Annotated in this window: 19 protein-coding genes; 3 read left to right on the top strand and 16 right to left on the bottom strand. The window is 70.9% G+C overall.

Features of this window, described 5'->3' with window-relative positions:
* Nucleotides 1–711 precede the first annotated feature (711 nt).
* On the bottom strand, nt 712–1,518 hold the full coding sequence (locus ACFXI4_RS28060; RefSeq protein WP_384996018.1) for a class I SAM-dependent methyltransferase: 807 nt from the start codon (nt 1,516–1,518) through the stop codon (nt 712–714).
* Nucleotides 1,519–1,570: 52 nt separating this feature from the next.
* Between ACFXI4_RS28060 and ACFXI4_RS28065 the strand changes: the two genes are divergently transcribed.
* Nucleotides 1,571–2,092, top strand: coding sequence for a DinB family protein (locus tag ACFXI4_RS28065; protein WP_362732856.1), 522 nt, complete (start codon nt 1,571–1,573; stop codon nt 2,090–2,092).
* A 30-nt stretch (nt 2,093–2,122) separates the two neighbouring features.
* On the opposite strand, the gene ACFXI4_RS28070 is transcribed toward ACFXI4_RS28065, so the two are convergent.
* A complete protein-coding gene (locus ACFXI4_RS28070; protein ID WP_384996020.1) occupies nt 2,123–3,001 on the bottom strand; it encodes an LLM class flavin-dependent oxidoreductase in 879 nt (292 codons plus the stop codon).
* A 274-nt stretch (nt 3,002–3,275) separates the two neighbouring features.
* On the opposite strand from ACFXI4_RS28070, the gene ACFXI4_RS28075 reads away from it, so the two are divergent.
* Nucleotides 3,276–3,644 (top strand): DUF192 domain-containing protein, encoded by a 369-nt coding sequence (locus ACFXI4_RS28075; protein WP_384996023.1) that lies wholly within the window; start codon nt 3,276–3,278, stop codon nt 3,642–3,644.
* Nucleotides 3,645–3,648: 4 nt separating this feature from the next.
* Here ACFXI4_RS28075 and ACFXI4_RS28080 read toward each other — a convergent pair whose 3' ends face one another.
* The 14 genes from ACFXI4_RS28080 to ACFXI4_RS28145 all read right to left on the bottom strand — a co-directional run bounded on the left by ACFXI4_RS28080 (nt 3,649) and on the right by ACFXI4_RS28145 (nt 14,901).
* Nucleotides 3,649–4,275 carry an OmpA family protein gene (locus ACFXI4_RS28080; RefSeq protein WP_384996026.1) on the bottom strand — a complete coding sequence of 209 codons (627 nt, stop codon included), beginning with the start codon at nt 4,273–4,275 and terminating at the stop codon, nt 3,649–3,651.
* 7 nt (nt 4,276–4,282) lie between these two features.
* A complete protein-coding gene (locus ACFXI4_RS28085; RefSeq protein ID WP_384996029.1) occupies nt 4,283–4,864 on the bottom strand; it encodes a hypothetical protein in 582 nt (193 codons plus the stop codon).
* A 36-nt stretch (nt 4,865–4,900) separates the two neighbouring features.
* Nucleotides 4,901–5,485, bottom strand: coding sequence for a pilus assembly protein TadG-related protein (locus tag ACFXI4_RS28090; protein ID WP_384996032.1), 585 nt, complete (start codon nt 5,483–5,485; stop codon nt 4,901–4,903).
* Nucleotides 5,482–5,667 (bottom strand): hypothetical protein, encoded by a 186-nt coding sequence (locus ACFXI4_RS28095; RefSeq protein ID WP_362716182.1) that lies wholly within the window; start codon nt 5,665–5,667, stop codon nt 5,482–5,484. The genes ACFXI4_RS28090 and ACFXI4_RS28095 overlap by 4 nt, the downstream gene beginning before the upstream one ends.
* 102 nt (nt 5,668–5,769) lie before the next feature.
* Nucleotides 5,770–6,531 (bottom strand): response regulator, encoded by a 762-nt coding sequence (locus tag ACFXI4_RS28100; protein ID WP_384996036.1) that lies wholly within the window; start codon nt 6,529–6,531, stop codon nt 5,770–5,772.
* A gap of 41 nt (nt 6,532–6,572) precedes the next feature.
* On the bottom strand, nt 6,573–7,781 hold the full coding sequence (locus ACFXI4_RS28105) for a sensor histidine kinase (RefSeq protein ID WP_384996038.1): 1,209 nt from the start codon (nt 7,779–7,781) through the stop codon (nt 6,573–6,575).
* A gap of 35 nt (nt 7,782–7,816) precedes the next feature.
* On the bottom strand, nt 7,817–8,704 hold the full coding sequence (locus tag ACFXI4_RS28110; protein ID WP_384996040.1) for a DUF5936 domain-containing protein: 888 nt from the start codon (nt 8,702–8,704) through the stop codon (nt 7,817–7,819).
* A gap of 12 nt (nt 8,705–8,716) precedes the next feature.
* Nucleotides 8,717–9,661, bottom strand: a complete 945-nt coding sequence (locus tag ACFXI4_RS28115) for a type II secretion system F family protein (RefSeq protein ID WP_362716194.1) — start codon at nt 9,659–9,661, stop codon at nt 8,717–8,719.
* Nucleotides 9,662–9,664: 3 nt separating this feature from the next.
* On the bottom strand, nt 9,665–11,002 hold the full coding sequence (locus ACFXI4_RS28120; RefSeq protein ID WP_362716197.1) for a CpaF family protein: 1,338 nt from the start codon (nt 11,000–11,002) through the stop codon (nt 9,665–9,667).
* 18 nt (nt 11,003–11,020) lie between these two features.
* A complete protein-coding gene (locus ACFXI4_RS28125; protein ID WP_362716200.1) occupies nt 11,021–11,377 on the bottom strand; it encodes a TadE/TadG family type IV pilus assembly protein in 357 nt (118 codons plus the stop codon).
* Nucleotides 11,374–11,703, bottom strand: coding sequence for a pilus assembly protein (locus ACFXI4_RS28130; RefSeq protein WP_362716202.1), 330 nt, complete (start codon nt 11,701–11,703; stop codon nt 11,374–11,376). Before ACFXI4_RS28130 ends, ACFXI4_RS28125 begins: the two co-directional genes overlap by 4 nt.
* Before the next feature lie 215 nt (nt 11,704–11,918).
* The gene (locus ACFXI4_RS28135; protein WP_384996045.1) at nt 11,919–13,181 is read right to left on the bottom strand and encodes a CpaE family protein; all 1,263 of its coding nucleotides are present in this window, start codon (nt 13,179–13,181) and stop codon (nt 11,919–11,921) included.
* A gap of 12 nt (nt 13,182–13,193) precedes the next feature.
* Nucleotides 13,194–13,898, bottom strand: coding sequence for a Flp pilus assembly protein CpaB (gene cpaB, locus ACFXI4_RS28140; protein WP_384996048.1), 705 nt, complete (start codon nt 13,896–13,898; stop codon nt 13,194–13,196).
* Between the two features lie 70 nt (nt 13,899–13,968).
* On the bottom strand, nt 13,969–14,901 hold the full coding sequence (locus ACFXI4_RS28145; RefSeq protein WP_384996050.1) for a hypothetical protein: 933 nt from the start codon (nt 14,899–14,901) through the stop codon (nt 13,969–13,971).
* Between the two features lie 202 nt (nt 14,902–15,103).
* Here ACFXI4_RS28145 and ACFXI4_RS28150 point away from each other — a divergent pair, with 202 nt between their 5' ends.
* Complete coding sequence (locus ACFXI4_RS28150; RefSeq protein ID WP_384996052.1) at nt 15,104–16,828, top strand: chitinase; 1,725 nt, start codon at nt 15,104–15,106, stop codon at nt 16,826–16,828.
* Nucleotides 16,829–16,967: the final 139 nt, after the last annotated feature.

Raw genomic sequence — 16,967 nt, forward strand, 5'->3', positions numbered from 1 at the left:
ACTCGGAGGCCGGACTTCAGGGCCGGACCGCGCGCCGACGGAGGACGGAAAAAAACGGGCCGGTCCGTGGGGGGGAGACGGACCGGCCCGAGGGGGGGGGTTCCACCATAACCCTTCGTAAGTGATGCCGCGCGCATCGGCGTGCCACAACTACTCTCCGGAGTCGCCCGGCGACGCCTCGGGGGGCCGGAAGCGTTGGATCCAGGGGCCCCCGATGGCCGATTCGCAGCGGAATCCCAGGGAAGGTGGGGGCATTCGGGGAGATCAAAAGGGTTTGGGCCATCCTGGGGGCGTCTCGGCGAGTTGCTCCACCGTCCCTCCGGCGGGCTACCCCGGCCGCGAACGACGGCTTGACGGGTGCCAGCAGGGCAATGCGGCACCGCGCAGCCCCCTCCACCGCACGGTGCCGCCCGCGCGGCTTTGCTCACGCGAATTACCTTGGTCTGAACTTACGTGAGCCGACGAGTGGATACGGGACACCAGAGGTAACGATGTGAAAACGCCATGGAAATGGTAGGTGAACGGAGAGGGCAAATATTCGCGTATGTACAGATACAAGAAAGAACGAACGACTTGTCATGGTTAGCCCAACGGTGTCATGAGATACCCCGCGGTGATCCCGCAGGCTCCCCAGGCACCGCCCAGCCGTCCGCCCCCTCGAACGACCGTTCTTGGCCATTCTTCGGGACCTGGCATTCCAAGGCGGGTGGATCAGGGCCGGAGCTCCGGCTTACGGGCGTCGAAGAGGTGCCTGGTGCTGTGCGCGACGAAGGGCCCCTCCGCCTCGATCCGCCGGTGCAGGGAGCGGAGTTGGGGCCCGTACGCCTCGACCGTGAAGCCGGGGACCATCCATACGACCTTCCGCAGGAAGTGCACGACGGCGGCGATGTCGTGGAACTCCATCCGCAGCCGTTCGGCCCGCAGGCTCACGACCTCCAGCCCGGCCGCCTGGGCCCCGGCGCGCTCCCGCTCGGGATGCCGGCCACCGCGGACCGGCTCCGGCTGCGGCCCGAGGAAGTACTCCACCAGCTCGAAGGCGCTGGCGGGCCCCACGTGCTGGGCGAAGTACGTGCCCCCGGGACGCAGCACGCGCGCGATCTCGGGCCAGTGCGCGCGCACCGGGTGCCGGCTGAGCACCAGGTCGAAGGACTCGTCGGCGAACGGCAGCGGGGCGTCCTCGGCCGAGGCGACGACCACGACACCGCGCGCACTCAGCAGAGCGCTCGCCTTACGGACGTTCGGCGCCCAGCCCTCGGTGGCGGCGAGCAGCCGCGGCCGTGCAGAGCCGTTCACGGCGGCCGTGCCGAGCGCGAAGTCGAGCACCTCGCCGCCGCCGGTCTGGACGTCGAGCGCGGCGGTGGCCCCGGCCAGCCGTGCGCCGGCCGCGCGGGCATAGCCCCAGGTGGGGCGCGCCTCGGTGGCCCGGCCCTCGAACCAGGAGAAGTCCCAGCCTTCGGTGGGCACGGCGGCGCCCTCGGCGACGAGGTCCTCGAAGGTGCGGTGCGTCTGATCGGCCATGGCCCGCATGATCCCAGCACATCGTCGGTGCCCGCTGCTAATTTCGCCCACCATGACGACGACCGAGGACACGTATACCGCCGGTGAGAAGGAAATCCTGCACGCGAGCCTGGACCGGCACCGGGACGCGGTGCTGTGGAAGCTGAAGGGCCTCGACGACGAACAGCTGCGCCGCCCGATGACTCCGTCCGGGACGAACCTGCTGGGGCTGGTGAAACATCTGGCGTCGGTGGAGTACGGCTGGTTCGTGGCGAGCTTCGGCGCCGAGGTCGAACCCCTCTGGTTCGACCCGTACACGGACGACGACCTGTCGGTCGGCCCCGGCGAGACGACCCGGCAGATCGTCGAGTTCTACGGCCGTGCGCGCGCCGCCTCCGACGCGGTGATCGCCGGGCGGCCCCTGGACGCGCTGGGCCGGCCGGACTGGCGGGACCATCAGGTCTCCCTGCGCTGGGTGCTGGTCCACATGATCGAGGAGACCGCCCGGCACGCCGGGCACCTCGACATCCTGCGGGAGCTGATCGACGGGGCGACGGGCGATCACCAGCGGCCGGTGCCCGAGGACACCGCCTGACCGGGCCGGACGGCGGCCGTACCGGACGGCTCACGGCACGAGCGGCCGGACCTCCTCGGCGGTGAACCGTACGAAACCCTCGGGATCGGGTTCGTCCGCCGTCGGCTGGAGGATGACGGTGTCGGCGCCGGCCTCGGTGAGCCGCCGTACGGCTTCGGCGACGGCGCCCGCGTCTCCGGCGACACCGAGATCGGGGACGGACTCCAGGCCCTCCGCACCGAGTTCGGCACGGAGCCGGGCGGCCGCGTCGGCCCCGGTGGCGGTGAGGAGATAGACGACGACCTCGTGCGGCTCCTCCGCGCTCCGCCCGGCGGCGGCGCGTCCCTCCTCGATGAGCCGCCACGCCCGGCGGACACCGTCGGGCGGGGTGGCTGCGGTGAGGATCGTCCCGTCGGCGGCCTCGCCGGTGAGACGGAGGGTGCGGGGGCCTTCGGCGCCCGCGAGGACCGGGACGGGCCCGGCGGGCGGCCAGTCGAGCGCCACGTCGTCGAGCCGGACGTAGCGCCCGTCGACGGTGAGCCGCTCGCCGCGCAACAGCGCGCGCAGGGCGTCGAGATACTCGCGGAGCAGGGTCAGCGGGGACTCGGCGCGGGCACCGACCTGGCCCATCCAGTCCTGCACGCCGTGGCCGACGCCGAGGACCACGCGCCCGGGGAACATCCGGTGCAGCGCGGCGGCCTCCATCGCGGTGATCGCGACGTTCCGCAACGGCACGGGCAGCAGCCCGACCCCGATCCGCACCCGCGCCGACCAGGCGAGGGCAGCGGCGGCGGTGGAGATCCCACCTTCCCGGAAACAGTCCTCCCAGAGCCACAGCTCCTCCAGCCCGGCCCCCTCCGCGACCCGAACCACGGCACGGAGTCGCTCGGGCGGCAGCTGGGGGCGGAATACGGCGCCTAGTGCGGTCATGGGACCTTCCTAACCGGAGGACCGGGAAAGCCACAACCGCATGGACCGAAGTCAGGCCTGACGGCGTCGCCGACTGCGGGTCCGGCAGCCGTACTCCTGCGCGGCGAACGCGTTCGAGGGCGGCGGCGCCGACGTGACCCCGCGGCCGACGGCGTGCTCCCCGCGCTGTCCACGAGCCGTTTCGCGCGCGTGCGGACGGCTGCGAGCATCACTCGTCCGTATTGCGGATACGGTCGATTCGAGGAACCGCTACGAGACGGGCGAGGGGCAGGCCATGAGGCACTGGCAGGACGGACGAGGAAGTCTGGTCATCCATGGCGACGAGAACCCGGTCACCGTCCCGCTGGAGATCGCCACGTCCTACCGGGCCCGCGCAAAGGGCCTGTTGGGGCGGGACTCGCTCGACGGGGCGATGCTGCTCTCCCCCGCCGGCAGCATCCACACGTTCCGGATGCGGATGCCGATCGACGTCGCCTATCTGGACCGGCGGCTGACCGTCATCGCCCTGCGCACCATGCCGCCGGGGCGCCTGGGGCTGCCGCGTCCGCGGTCCCGGCATGTGCTGGAGGCGGAGGCCGGGGCCATGGCGGGGTGGGGTGTGCGGGTGGGGACGCGGGTGAGCATAGAGACAGAGGCCGAGTAGCCGCTCACCCGGTCCTCGGGAACGTCACCTCCACGCGGCGGTTCTTCTTGCGGCCCTGCTCCGTGGAGTTGTCGGCGATCGGGTACTGCTCGCCGTAGCCGCGGACGTCGAAGGTGATGTTCGGGTCGTTCAGGTCCTGGTCGAGGACGCTCTGTACGGCGTTGGCGCGCTGCCGGGAGAGGACGTCCCCGTGGGCCGAGGAGCCCAGGTTGTCCGTGAAGCCGAAGACGCGCACCTGGGTGGCGTTCTGCTTCCTGATCTCCTCCGCGATCGTGTCGATCCGCGCCTTGGCCGCCGCGCTCAGCTTGGAGCTGTCCTTGCTGAACAGCACCTCGGCCTGGAGGGCGAACGTCACGTCCGCGTTGGTGTCCTCACGGCGCTCCTCGCCGCTCTGGTCCTCCACGACCGACTTGATGTCCAGGACCTTGGGATCGGCGAGGGTGGCGCCTTCGGGGAGCTTGAGGTCGGGGTCCGTCGGGTCGATCTCCACGGGCGCGGAGGCGGAGGGCTCGGTGCCCGGGGGAACGCTCGGGTCACCGCCGTCGGCACGGGCGGCCGTCGCGCCGTAGAGATTCGCGACCAGGAGGAGCGTGGCGGCGCCCAGGGTCAGGGGGAGGCGTGCTGTGGTCACGTCGGCCTCACCCGGAGATCTGGATCGTGCCGCTGGAGAAGGTGGGGAGTTGGAGCGTGACCTCGGTGGTGTCGGCGGGTGGGGCGGGGAACTGCATGAAGACGGGGATGGTCTGGCCCGCCGCGATCGTCGAGAGTCCGGTCGTCGTCAGGGGGCGGCCCTCCGTGTCGCGCAGGACGTAGTACCGCTTCTTGCCCTTGGAGTCCACGAGCGTCGCACCCCCGAGAGACGTCCCGTGCTGGACGATCTCGGTCTCGTCGCCGCGGATCGCCGAAGGAATCACGAGGGACTGGGAACCGTCGTTCTTGAAGACGCCGTTCACGGTGACGAAACCGCCCGAGTCGCGGTCGGCGGAGGTGATCTGGAGGAGCAGACCGTCCTGCCCCCGGAGTTCGGCCAGGGGCGCGGCCGACTGCCCGTCCTGTGCGCTCGGCTGTGATCCACCGCTCCGGGAGGCGGAGGCCGATGCCTGCGGCTTCTTGCCGTCGTCGCCGCCCCCGCCGCAGCCGGCCGCTCCGGCGGCCAGACCGGCCGCGACCAGCAATGCGACGGCTCCCCTGCGAGCCCGCGCAGTGCACCGAATGCTCATCGCTCCCGCTTCCTTCTTCACTCGTCGATTCGCTTGTCAATCGGCCAGATGGACGTCGAAGAGGTCCTCGGGTCCCGGAAGGTCCGTGAGGTCGCCCGGGTCCAGGGTCCAGTCGCGGTCCCGGCAGGTGAGTTCGGGCAGTACGCCGCTCCTACCGGGGAGGCTGAACTTGCAGAGCGGCTCGATCACGGCGGTGGCGTGCGCCTTCGACCTCATGCTCTCGGTGCCGGGGACCACGGAGTCGCCGACGGCCTTGTTCGTCTCGGCGTCGACCGTGTACCGCAAAGGAGGTTCGGGCGTGCATCGAGCCTTGGCGTCGTTCTGGGCGGCGAGTTCGTCAGCGCGCCAACAGGAGTCGGCCACTGTCACGTCTCCGTCGAAAATGTCCTGCCACTTGGTCGGATCGAGTACGTCCTGCACCCACTGATCGGCAAGCTCGTTGCGGGTGTTCACCGCCGCCGCGAGTGCCGCCGCGTCCGCGGCGGTCTGCGCCCCGTTTCGATTCACTGCGGCCTGGCCGACCGCGAAGTAGGCGAACGCGAGAAAAAGCAGGCCTCCCACCACTGTGATGTAGACGGGGAAGGCCTGCCCGGAGTCGCCGTACCGGCGGACGCGGCTCACACGATCTTGTTGATCTGTGCCGTGATCTTGTCGAGGATCGTGGAGCCGATGCTCGTACCCGTGATCGCCAGCACGATCGCCACCACCACCGCGATGATCCCCAGGTACTCGACCGCGGTCTGCCCCCGGTCGTCGGCGCGGCGCTGCAGCGCGACAAGCATCCTCAGCATCCGGTCGCTCATGGTGCTCCCCTCCGGGTTCGGTTCCGATCCTTGCACCGTACGGCGGAACATACCCGTGGGCGGAGGGTCCCAGGACCCAAATCCGGACCCAGTTCACCCTGTTCATCCTCGTGCCACCCCCAGCCACTTGGCCGTCGCCTGGGCGCGGGTGGTGGTGTGGAGCTTGGCGAAGATCCGGTTGATGTGGTTCTTGACCGTCTTCTCGCTGATGAAGCAGACGGCGGCGATCTGCTGGTTGGTCATGCCGGACGCGATGAGGTCCATGATCTCCGCCTCCCTGCTGCTCAGTTGAAATCGGGACTTCGATGACTGTCCCACAGGTGATTGCAGTCGCGAAAGCCCTTTGGGGAGAAAATGTGTTGGGAGAGCGGGACGTTCGGGATTTGCATGTGCAGTTGCATGCCCTCTGATATGGGCGAGCAACGCGTTCGTGGCCGTCGGCGTGAAGTGCGGCCGGCCCCCGCCCACGTCCCGTACCGCCTGGGCGAGCTGTGCTGTCGTGAACTCGCCGTGGACCAGGTAGCCGCCGGCGCCCAGGCGTACGGCCTCCTGCACGATCTCCGCCTCGTCGCTGTACGTCAGCATCATGACCGGGGCCAGCCGCACCAGGTGCGGCAGTGCCGCCATGCCGTCGATCCCGGGCATGCGGACGTCGAGGAGGATGACGTCGGGCCGCAGGCGCTGGGCCGCCTCGTAGGCCGCGCGGCCGTCGTCGGCCTCCGCCACCACCGTGAGGTCGTCCAGCGCGGAGAGGACGGCCGTCAGGCCGGCTCGGACCACCGGGTTGTCGTCGGCCACCAGGACACGCAGGGGCGGGGGCGGGGGCGGTGGTTCTTCGCGCTCCCTGAAGGGGGGGTGCGGCATCTGGGGGCCTCCTCTCGTCTTCGTCGTCTCCGTCGTCTTGGTCATGTCAGTGGCAGCTCCACTCGGACCTCGGTGCCCTCGTCGGTGGTCAACCGGAGGTGCGCCCCCATCGACGCGGCGCGTTCCGTCATGCCGAGGAGGCCGAAGTGGCCGGTTCGGCCCAGGACTTCGGGGGTCGTGTCCGGGGGCAGGCCCCGGCCGTCGTCCCGGATGGTCACCACCAGGTGGGTGGGTGTGGTCCGCGCGCGTACGTCGACCCTCGTCGCCCGTGCGTGGCGGTAGGCGTTCTCCAGGGCCTCGGCGGTGATGCTCAGCAGCCGGCGGCTGGTGGCGGGGGCGAGGGGGAAGGGGGCGGCCGGACCGTCGTACGTGGCGGGGAGGGCCGTGCGGGCGGTGAAGGCACGTACCAGAGACCCCAGTTCGTCCAGTACGTCGGCCGGCTCGGCGTCGGTCGCGGTCCGCAGGTCCGACAGGAGGTCCCGGGACTCCCCCGCCGCCTTGCGGGCCGCGGTCGCCACCAGTTCCGCCTGCTGCCGGATCAGGGCCGGGTCCAGCCGGTCCGGGGACGCGGCGGCCGACTCCGCGAGGCCGTCGGCGATCAGCGCGACGCCGTGCAGGGTCTTGGTCACCGAGTCGTGCATCTCGCGGGCCAGACGGGCGCGTTCGGCGCTCACCGCCTCCGTCGCCGCCAGGCGGGCGCGGGTCTCGGTGAGGGCCTCGGTGGCGGTGCCGAAGCGCAGCATCAGGGTGCGCAGGGTGGAGCCCAGCGCACCGGTGATCACGCACAGGCCCGGCAGCAGGAGGGAGTCGGCCACCGCGGTGTGGTGCTCCAGCGTCGCCGTCACGGTCAGCAGGATCAGCGACTGGAGGGAGGCGAAGACCGCCGCTCCGCGCCAGCTGTAGAGGAGGCCGGCGAGGAGCGGGGTGCAGACGCTGACGTACGCGAGGGTCGTGTCGGGCCCGGCCGAGACCAGGAGGAAGGAGCCGAAGAGGGTGTCGAGGGCCAGCAGGGTGGGGTGGCGCAGGAGGAGCGGGCCGAAGCGCTGCCAGTCGCGGAAGAGGACGTAGGAGATCATGAAGGTGACGACCACCGCCGAGCCGACCAGGCGGGTGCCCAGGCCGGGGGTGGCGTTGAGGAGGGCTGCGGGGGCCGCCACGGCGATCATGGCCAGGCGGAAACCGAAGACCTGCCGGCCCATCGCCCGCAGGGCCCGGATCTCGACCTTCCCGTCGTCCTCCCGTGCCGTCATCGTCCTCACCCGCCCTCCCCCGGCTGCCTCTCCCGCTACTTCCCCGTGACGGACCCGAAGTCGACCCCGGAGCCCAGCAGCAGGCCGGCGGCCAGCAGGAGCATCGTGGCCGGGACCATGAACGTGGTGATCATCAGCGTGGCCCTCGGCACCGCCCGGGCCGCCTTGCGACGGGCGTTCTGGGCGTCCGTGCGGCGCATGTCCTTGGCCAGGGCGACCAGGGTGTCGACGATCGGCGCGCCCAGTTCCTCACCCTGCTGGAGTGCGGTGACGAACATCGCCACCTGTTCGGAGTCGTTGCGGCGGCGGAGTTCCGCGAAGGCCTGGCGGCGGCTCATGCCCAGGTCCAGCTGACGCAGGGTGATGCGGAGTTCGTCCGCCCAGGGGCCCTCGTAGTGCGAGGCGACCCGGTCGAGCGCCTGGCGGAAGCCGAGGCCGGCGCTGACCACCACCGCGAGGACGTCCAGGAAGTCGGGCAGGGTGCGTTCGATGACGTCCTTGCGGATCCGCATCGCCGACCAGATACCGACCTCCGTCCAGAACGCGCCGAACAGGAGGAGCAGGACGGCCACCAGCCACTGGCCGCGGAGCAGGAAGACCAGGAAGCCGACGGCGCCCAGCGCCCCGTAGACCGCGCGGCGGGCCGCGTACCGGTCGATCGTCAGGCCGCCCGGGTTGCCCGCCAGGTCGATCCTGCGCCGGTACCTGGCGACCATGCGCGGCCCCATCAGGCGCAGCACGGCGGGTGCGTAACGCATGCCCATGCGGTCGACGAGGGAGTTGGCGGCGCCGGTGCGGGTCGCGCCGACCTCCAGGGCGATCGCCAGGTCGGAGGGGAGTTTCACGTCCGCGCGGTACATCCGGACGCCCGCGAAGACGCCCCAGACGCCGAGGGCCATCAGGAGGGCCAGAAGCAGTGCCATGGTGACATCCCCCTATACGTCGATGCGGCTGAGACGGCGGATGAGGACGAAGCCGATGACGTAGAGGCCGAAGGCGATGAGGACCGCGGCCTGCCCGAGGGCGGTGCCCGTCATGCGGTCCAGGGTGTCGCCCTTGACCCCGTTCATCAGGAACAGGGCGCCGATGCCGAGCGCCGGGACGGCGTACGACGTCATCGTCACCTGGGAGAGCTGGGTGCGGACCTCTCGCCGGGTCTCCTTGCGCTCCTCCAGGGTCTCGGTCAGGTTGCGCAGGGCGGAGACCACCTGGCCGCCCGCCCTGTTGGAGAGGACGAGGGTCGTGACCAGGACGACCAGCTCGCGGGACGGGAGCCGTTCGGCCAGTTCACCGAGTGCGTCGTCCATGGAGTGGCCGATCGCCAACTGGTCGGCCACCTTCCCGAGTTCCTCGCCCGCCGGGGCCTCCAGCTCCTCCGCCGCCATGCCGATCGCGGTGCGCAGGGCGAGGCCGGCCTGCGTGGCGTTGGCCAGGATGCGGGCGAGTTCGGGAAGCTGGCCGATGAACCGCTCGATGCGCTTCTGGCGCTGCCAGTTGAGGAACTGCACGGCGGCGAAGACTCCGAGGAGGCCGGCGATCGGCCCGAAGAACGGGGCCAGGGTGGCCTGGCCGATGAGCCAGAGGGCCACGACGGCGGCCAGCATGTAGACGAAGAACTCGCCGGGCGTCACGTCCAGGCCCGTCGCCGCCAGCCGGAGTTCCAGCCGCCTGCCCAGCCCAGTGCCGCGCAGCCGCCGGTCCAGGTTGCGGAAGCGGCGCCGACGGCCGGTGAGCGGGGCCTGGCCGGTGTAGGAGAGGCGGTCCACGAGGGCGGCGCGCTGGGCCCGGCCGGAGGCGTAGGTGTGCAGGCCCACCACGGCCAGGAGACAGGTCAGCAGGGTGACGCCGGTGGTGAGGGTGACGAGGTCATGGAGGGTCATGGCCTACCTCGCTTCTCGGGTGGTGAGCTGGTCGAAGTGCTGGGCCACGCCGAAGGCCTGGGGAATCGGCTGGCTCGCCATGTAGAGGCGGTCGGCGGTGCGCCGCGGGAGCGGGAAGTACTGGAAGGTGCCGTGGACGTGGCCGTCGTGGGTCATGGGCCGGGCGTCGAAGCGGGCCACCGTCGCCAGCCGGTACGGCTCGCTGCCGTGGCTGTCCAGCACGGCGATCTCGGTGATACGGCGGGCGCCGTCCGCGAACCGGGTCAGCTGCACGAGGACCTCGACCGCGCTGTTGATCTGGTCGTGCAGGGCGACGAAGGGGACTTCGACGTCCGACATGGAGGCCAGGGTCTGGAGCCGGGTCAGGGCGTCCTCCGCGCTGTTGGCGTGGACGGTCGCGAGCGAACCGTCGTGGCCGGTGGACATGGCCTGGAGCATGTCCAGGGACTCGCCGCCGCGGACCTCGCCGACCACGATCCGGTCGGGGCGCATCCGCAGGGAGTTGCGGACCAGGTCGCGGATGGAGACCTGGCCCTTGCCCTCGACGTTGGCCGGGCGGGACTCCAGCCGGACCACGTGCGACTGCTGCAACTGGAGTTCGGCGGAGTCCTCGATGGTGATGATGCGTTCGTGCGCCGGGATCAGCCCGGACAGGGCGTTCAGCAGGGTCGTCTTCCCGGTGCCGGTGGCACCGGAGACGATGATGTTGAACTTCGCCTGCACCAGGCCGGCCAGCAGGTACACCATGTGCTCGTCCAGCGAGCCGAAGCCGATCAGCTCCTGGAGGGTGAAGGAGCGCGGGAAGCGGCGGATGGTGAGGATGGGGCCGGTCAGGGAGAGCGGCGGGATGATCACGTTGACGCGCTCCCCGGAGGGCAGGCGGGCGTCGACCATCGGATTGGACTCGTCCACACGGCGGTTGACGGTGGAGACGATCCGTTCGATGGTCTGCATCAGCTGGTCCGCGGACGCGAACCGCAGTGGCAGCTGCTCGACCCGGCCGCCACGCTCGACGAAGATCGCGTCCGGGCCGTTGACCATGATCTCGGTGATCGACGCGTCCTCGAGGAGCGGCTCCAGGATGCCGAGGCCGAGGGCCTCGTCGACGACCCGGCGGATCAGCTGGGAGCGTTCGGCGGTCGAGAGCACCGGGCCCTCGCGGCTGATGATGTGGCCGAGGACGCGTTCCAGCCGGGCCCGGCGCTCGGCGGCGGCCAGCGCGCTCATCTCCGCGAGGTCGATCTCCTCCAGGAGCTTGGCCCGGTAGGAGGAGACCAGATGGCCGTCCTCGCCCCGGCTGCCGTGCTCCTCGGGGGAGTTGATCCGTGCCCGCAGGCTCATGGTTGCCGTGCTCCTCGTTCAGTGGTCGACGGGCATCGTGGCGGACTTGGTGGCGTTGCCGAGGTCCACCCAGAGGATCTTCGGGATGTGGACGGTCGCGGTGACGGTGACCGAGTCGCCGCCGCCGGAGGTCGCACAGGTCACGCCGAGGCTGACCGCGGCGGCGCAGGCCGAGCCGGCGTCCTGCCGCAGGGCGGCGGCCCGGGCGCCCGCGCGGGCCGCCGTCCCCGCCTGTTCGGCGGCGTAGGCGACGGCGCCGAGCTGGATGCCGGCCAGTCCGACGATGAGCAGGACCGGGATGAACCCGAGGTACTCGACGGCCACCTGTCCTCGGTCGCGGCCGCGGCGTTCGTCGCACCGTTCACGGAGCCTCACTGCTTCACCTCCTCCACCGTGCCGGCGTGGCCGTGCACGGTGACCGGGAAGTCGATCGTGCCGGGGAAGAGCACCGGGACGCGCAGGGAGACGTCCGCGGTGACCATGCCGGTGCCGCCGCAGTGGTCCACCGTGGCGCCCTGCCGCCAGGCGCCGGAGAGGTCCTCCAGCGCGGCGCGCCGACAGGCGGCGAACCGTTCCCCCGGGGGGACGGCCGTACCCGCCCGTACCCCTTCGTCGGCGGCGTTCCCGGCGAGCGTGAAGGCGTATCCGACGAGGACCGCCTGCCACATGAGCACCAGGGTGAGGATGATGACCGGCGTCATGCCGAGGAGTTCGATGGTGACCTGGCCGCGGTCGCGGGCGCCGTCGCGTGCGGGTGCGTGGGGGCTGGTCGCGCGGTTCCCCGCGCCCTTTCGGGGCGCTTCCCTGCGGGACCCGGCCAGAACGCGCCCCGCTGAAGCGCGCCCGAGGGGCGCGGGGAACCGCGCGCTCGGCCCCCACGCACCCGCACCCGGCCCACCACCCGTCCGGCGGATCCTCATGGCAACTCCTTCCGTCGCCGGAATCCGACCGCCGCCCGCTCCCCGCTCCGGGCCCGGGCGGCGGCCCGGCGCGGTACCGTGCCCTCCGCCGTGCGGACCAGACCCAGCTCCCCCGCCAGTGCCCACAGCGCCTGTTTCACCGTGCTCCGGGCGTCGAGTTCGTGCATGCGTCCCGCGTCCACCGCGCTCTGGAGTTCCTTGAAGTTCGCGGGGATCGCCGTGCCCGCGAGCGCGGTGCCGGTGATGCGCTGGATCAGGGCCGGCTGGATCTCCGTGGCCCTGGTGTGCCGGTTGACGACCACCGTGGTCTCCTCGGCCTTGCGGATCTGCAGCCGGTCCCACATCCGCACCGTGCGCTTGGCGGCGCGTACCGCGACCACGTCGGGCGTGGTCACCAGGACGGCCAGGTCGGCGGTCTCCACGGCCGCCGCGCCCGCGCCTCCGAGCTGGGCTCCGCAGTCGACGACCACAATCTCGTAGCGGGAGCGCAGGGCGCTGAGGATCTGGCGGGTGGCCCGGTCGGTGACCTCCTCGCCGCGTTCTCCCTCGGCGGGCGCGAGCAGCAGGGCGAGCCCGGAGTCGTGCCGGAAGACGGCCTCGGCCATGACGCGCGGGGAGATGTCGTTGACCGCGGCCAGGTCGGCGACCGAGCGGCGGAACTGGACGTCCAGGTAGGAGGCGACGTCCCCGGTCTGGAGGTCGAGGTCGACCAGCGCGGTGGAGTGACCGGAGGCCTGCGCGGCGAGGGCGACCTGGATCGCCACCAGGGTCGCGCCGGTGCCGCCCTTGGCGCCGCTGACGGTGACGACGGTGCCGCCGACGCCGGCGAACGCGTCCGCGCCGTGGCCGAGGTGGCGTCGTACGCCCGTGGACCACTGGGCGACCGCCTGGACGCGGCCGGCCAGCTCCTCGTAGCTCATGGGGAGCCCGACCAGGCCACGGGCGCCGGAGTCCATCGCGGCGGCGAACAGGCCGGGGCTGGTGTCCGTGGTGACGAGGACGACGCCGACCGCCGGGAAGCGCAGGGCGACCTCGCGGATCAGCTCCAGGGCCGGGACCGGTCCGATGCGTTCGTGGACGACGACGACCTCGGGGAGTTCGTCGACGGACTCGGCCGCGAACCGGGCCAGGGTGTCGACGAGTTGGGTGGAGTCGGCGACGGGCGGCAGCGGTTCGCTGTCCGGGAGCTGGCTGAGCAGGGAGACCAGTGCGCGGACGGCGTCCGGGTCACCGACGGCGGGGAGGATCCTGATGGGCATGCGAGGCGCCTCTCACTTGTCCGTCGCGAGTTCGTAGGTGCGGTCCTTGTCCGGCACGGTGGTCGTCGTGCCGGGCGCGACCAGGGCGAGCCGGACCCGCTGGGCGAAGGACTCCGCGTAGGTGAGGCGCTGGGCGTCGAGCGTGGACAGCGCGAAGGTGATGGGGACGGCGTCGCTGGGCTGCTGGTTCCTGTTGTCCGGGTCGACGTAGCTGAGCTGGGCGCCGACGTCCAGGACCCGGGCGTTGGTCACGATGATCTTCGACTGGTCGGGGGCGCTCTGCTGCTTGCCCTCGAAGGTGGCGTAGACGTTGACCAGCGAGCCCGGGGTGATCTTCCCGGCCACTCCGGTGGCCGCGTCGATCATGATCGCGACCTCCTGCTCGCCGGCCTTCAGCGCGGGCTGGTCGACGATCATGTCGGTCTGGAGCAGCGAGCCCTTCTTCAGCGTGGTGACCGCGATCTTTCCCTCGATCGCGGTGAGGCTGGTGACGGCGTTGGCGGACAGCCACCGCCGGGGCATCTCGACCTTCTGGAACTGGCCGGCGCTCAGTGTCGTGTACGGCTTGACGTCCGAACGGACCTTGTACGCGGTGACCTTGGGGCCGACCTCGGACTTCGCGTTGTCGATGACCGAGAGCACGCCGGCGAAGGCGCCGAGCGCGCAGATCACCGACAGGATCAGGAGTATCACGCCGCGGCGCTGACGGGAGTTCATGGACCGTGCGACCTCATCGGGGAAGCGGGGAGTGGGGAACTGATCGGTGAGTGGCGGTGGGCGGTACGGGTCAGGCGGGCGTCGTCCGTCGTTCCAGCGCGCGGTGCGTCGGCGGGTCGTAGACGGGCGGGATGGCGGAGCAGAAGACACAGCGGTCGCCGATGACGTCGATGCCGCACCAGTGGCAGCTGGTCCGCCGGACCGAGGTGACCAGTTGGTAGAGGACCGACAGGTCGGAGAGATAGCTGGTGAACTCGATCACGCGGCCCGTCCCCCACCACTGGGCGGACTCGGCCGGCAGCGGGGTCTCGCGCAGCCCGTACGCGCCCCAGGACCTGGCGAGACCGCCGATCCACTCGGACTGCAGCTGCCCTCTGGCGACCAGCAGCCAGGTGCTGAAATCGGGTCCCGCCAGGGTCGTGTCCGGACCGACCCGGACCAGTTGCGGCTGGGGGTGCGCGACGACGGCGAACTGGGTGCCGGGCATCCAGGACTTGGTGTGCGCCTTGAGGGTGACCGGGACCCGGTCCAGCTTGGCGACCGAGCCGAGGACCGCGCCGGAGTGGATGTAGTGGGTGAGCAGCCGGCCGGCCGACGCGAGGACGCCGGGGCTGAGGTCGCAGGAGGCCAGCTGCCGCAACTGCCGGGCCAGCACGGCGATGCCGAGGGGCGGCAGGTCGGGGCGGAACAGGGCGATCCGGTCGCTCTCCAGCAGGGCGCGCAGGGTGTGCAGGCGCCGGGTCACGGCTTCGGGCACGGCCGCGGAGCAGACGACGATCAGGTGTCCGTGCTGCTCGATGAGCGCCGCGATCTCGGCGAGGGCGTGGTCGAGGGGCCGCTGGTCCAGGTCCCGGAGCACGACGGCGGGCATGGTCCGCTCGTCCTGCACGGGCAGCGCCATGTCGGCGCTGGTCACGGCAATGGCAGTTGGCACGCGCAGCTCCCCGCTCTCCACACCCCGGCGGCCCACCGGTGTTACTCCAATGAGCCGGGACGACTTCATTGCGTGACTACCTCAGCACTGTAACCACGCCTCTGTGACCGGAGAACAGCGTTTGTCCAGCTGTCTGGGATCCGTGACCATACAAGTGGCGCCAAACCGGGACAGGTTGAGCATATGTCCGGGGCCTGATCCGGTCAGCGGCTCCACTGAATTTGGTCTGGACCTATTGACACGTGAATTGGTCTGGACCACCTTGATTGTCATGCCCAGACTCATCCCCCGACTCGTGTCCCGGCATGCCGGACAGCGAGGTATCCGAACCTGGTCGGCCGTGGCGGCGCTCGCCACGGCACTCGCGATGGCGGGCCTGGCCTCCTCCCCCGCCTCCGCCGCCGACGTCAACAACGTGAAGAACGCCGGCTTCGAGTCGGCCCTCGCCAACTGGACCTGTTCGGCGGGCAGCGGTACGACCGTCTCCTCGCCCGTCCACTCCGGCGCCGCCGCCCTGAAGGCGACCCCGGCCGGGCAGGACTACGCCCAGTGCAGCCAGACGGTGGCGGTCAAGGCCAACTCGACCTACACCCTCAGCGCGTGGGTGCAGGGCTCCTACACCTACCTCGGCGTGACCGGCACCGGCACCACGGACGTGTCGACCTGGACCCCGAACACGTCCTGGACCCAGCTGTCGACGACCTTCACCACCGGCTCCTCGACCACCTCGGTGACGGTCTGGACGCACGGCTGGTACGGCCAGCCCGCCTACTTCGCCGACGACGTCTCGGTCTACGGCCCCGACGGCGGCGGCGGTTCCGACCCGGCCCCGACCGTGCCCGCCACCCCGGCCGGCCTCGCGGTCTCCGGTACGACGTCCTCCTCCGCGTCGCTGTCCTGGAACGCGGTGTCGGGCGCGACCGGCTACAACGTCTACCAGGGCGGCACCAAGGTCGCGGCGGTCGCCGGCGCCTCGGCCACGGTCACCGGCCTCGCCGCCTCGACGTCGTACTCCTTCCAGGTCACCGCGACCAACTCGGCGGGCGAGTCCGCCAAGTCGACGGCGGTGACGGCGACCACGACCGCCTCCGGCGGCAACGGCGGCGGCACGCTGCCCAAGCACGCGGTGACGGGCTACTGGCAGAACTTCAACAACGGAGCGACCGTCCAGAAGATCTCCGACGTGCCCTCCTCCTACGACATCATCGCCGTCGCCTTCGCGGACGCGACCGGTACACCGGGCGCGGTGAGCTTCACCCTCGACTCGGCCGGACTCGGCGGGTACACGGTCGACCAGTTCAAGGCCGACATCAAGGCCAAGCAGGCGGCCGGCAAGAAGGTCATCATCTCGATCGGCGGCCAGAACGGCACGATCTCGGTGAGCGACTCGGCGTCCGCGACGAACTTCGCCAACTCCGTCTACTCACTGATGCAGACGTACGGCTTCGACGGCGTCGACATCGACCTGGAGAACGGCATCAACGCGACCTACATGAGCCAGGCGCTGCGTTCCCTGTCGTCGAAGGCCGGCTCTTCGCTGATCATCACCATGGCGCCCCAGACGATCGACATGCAGTCGACGTCCAACGGGTACTTCCAGACGGCGCTGAACGTCAAGGACATCCTCACCGTCGTCAACATGCAGTACTACAACAGCGGTTCCATGCTGGGCTGTGACGGCAAGGTGTACAGCCAGGGTTCGGTGGACTTCCTCACCGCGCTGGCCTGCATCCAGCTCCAGGGCGGGCTGTCCCCCTCCCAGGTGGGCCTCGGCCTGCCGGCGTCGACCAGCGCGGCGGGCAGCGGCTACGTCTCGCCGACGGTGGTCAACAACGCCCTGGACTGCCTGACCAAGGGCACCGGCTGCGGCTCCTTCAAGCCGTCGACGACCTACCCCGGCCTGCGTGGCGCGATGACCTGGTCGACCAACTGGGACGCCTCGGCCGGCAACGCGTGGTCCAACTCGGTGGGAGCACACGTCCACGCCCTGCCGTAGCACCCCTGAGAGGCGCGGGGGCGCCCCCGGGTGGGGGCCCCCCCGGGGGCGGGGGTGCACCCCCCCGGGCGCGTATAAAAAACAGACGCAGCCGACCACAAAAGCAGAGTAGATCTCGCAGCACGCCGGAGCAGTTGCG

It is taken from the genome of Streptomyces sp. NPDC059224, from assembly GCF_042754285.1.
In the GTDB taxonomy this organism is placed as follows: domain Bacteria; phylum Actinomycetota; class Actinomycetes; order Streptomycetales; family Streptomycetaceae; genus Streptomyces.

Coding starts and splice junctions, on each gene's coding strand:
- ACFXI4_RS28070 (WP_384996020.1), bottom strand. CDS start 3,001: ATGACCGCACTAGGCGCCGTATTCCGCCCCCAGCTGCCGCCCGAGCGA.
- ACFXI4_RS28085 (WP_384996029.1), bottom strand. CDS start 4,864: ATGAGCATTCGGTGCACTGCGCGGGCTCGCAGGGGAGCCGTCGCATTG.
- ACFXI4_RS28095 (WP_362716182.1), bottom strand. CDS start 5,667: ATGAGCGACCGGATGCTGAGGATGCTTGTCGCGCTGCAGCGCCGCGCC.
- ACFXI4_RS28105 (WP_384996038.1), bottom strand. CDS start 7,781: ATGACGGCACGGGAGGACGACGGGAAGGTCGAGATCCGGGCCCTGCGG.
- ACFXI4_RS28115 (WP_362716194.1), bottom strand. CDS start 9,661: ATGACCCTCCATGACCTCGTCACCCTCACCACCGGCGTCACCCTGCTG.
- ACFXI4_RS28130 (WP_362716202.1), bottom strand. CDS start 11,703: ATGACGCCGGTCATCATCCTCACCCTGGTGCTCATGTGGCAGGCGGTC.
- ACFXI4_RS28100 (WP_384996036.1), bottom strand. CDS start 6,531: ATGCCGCACCCCCCCTTCAGGGAGCGCGAAGAACCACCGCCCCCGCCC.
- ACFXI4_RS28150 (WP_384996052.1), top strand. CDS start 15,104: ATGCCCAGACTCATCCCCCGACTCGTGTCCCGGCATGCCGGACAGCGA.
- ACFXI4_RS28065 (WP_362732856.1), top strand. CDS start 1,571: ATGACGACGACCGAGGACACGTATACCGCCGGTGAGAAGGAAATCCTG.
- ACFXI4_RS28120 (WP_362716197.1), bottom strand. CDS start 11,002: ATGAGCCTGCGGGCACGGATCAACTCCCCCGAGGAGCACGGCAGCCGG.
- ACFXI4_RS28145 (WP_384996050.1), bottom strand. CDS start 14,901: ATGAAGTCGTCCCGGCTCATTGGAGTAACACCGGTGGGCCGCCGGGGT.
- ACFXI4_RS28110 (WP_384996040.1), bottom strand. CDS start 8,704: ATGGCACTGCTTCTGGCCCTCCTGATGGCCCTCGGCGTCTGGGGCGTC.
- cpaB (WP_384996048.1), bottom strand. CDS start 13,898: ATGAACTCCCGTCAGCGCCGCGGCGTGATACTCCTGATCCTGTCGGTG.
- ACFXI4_RS28075 (WP_384996023.1), top strand. CDS start 3,276: ATGAGGCACTGGCAGGACGGACGAGGAAGTCTGGTCATCCATGGCGAC.
- ACFXI4_RS28135 (WP_384996045.1), bottom strand. CDS start 13,181: ATGCCCATCAGGATCCTCCCCGCCGTCGGTGACCCGGACGCCGTCCGC.
- ACFXI4_RS28060 (WP_384996018.1), bottom strand. CDS start 1,518: ATGGCCGATCAGACGCACCGCACCTTCGAGGACCTCGTCGCCGAGGGC.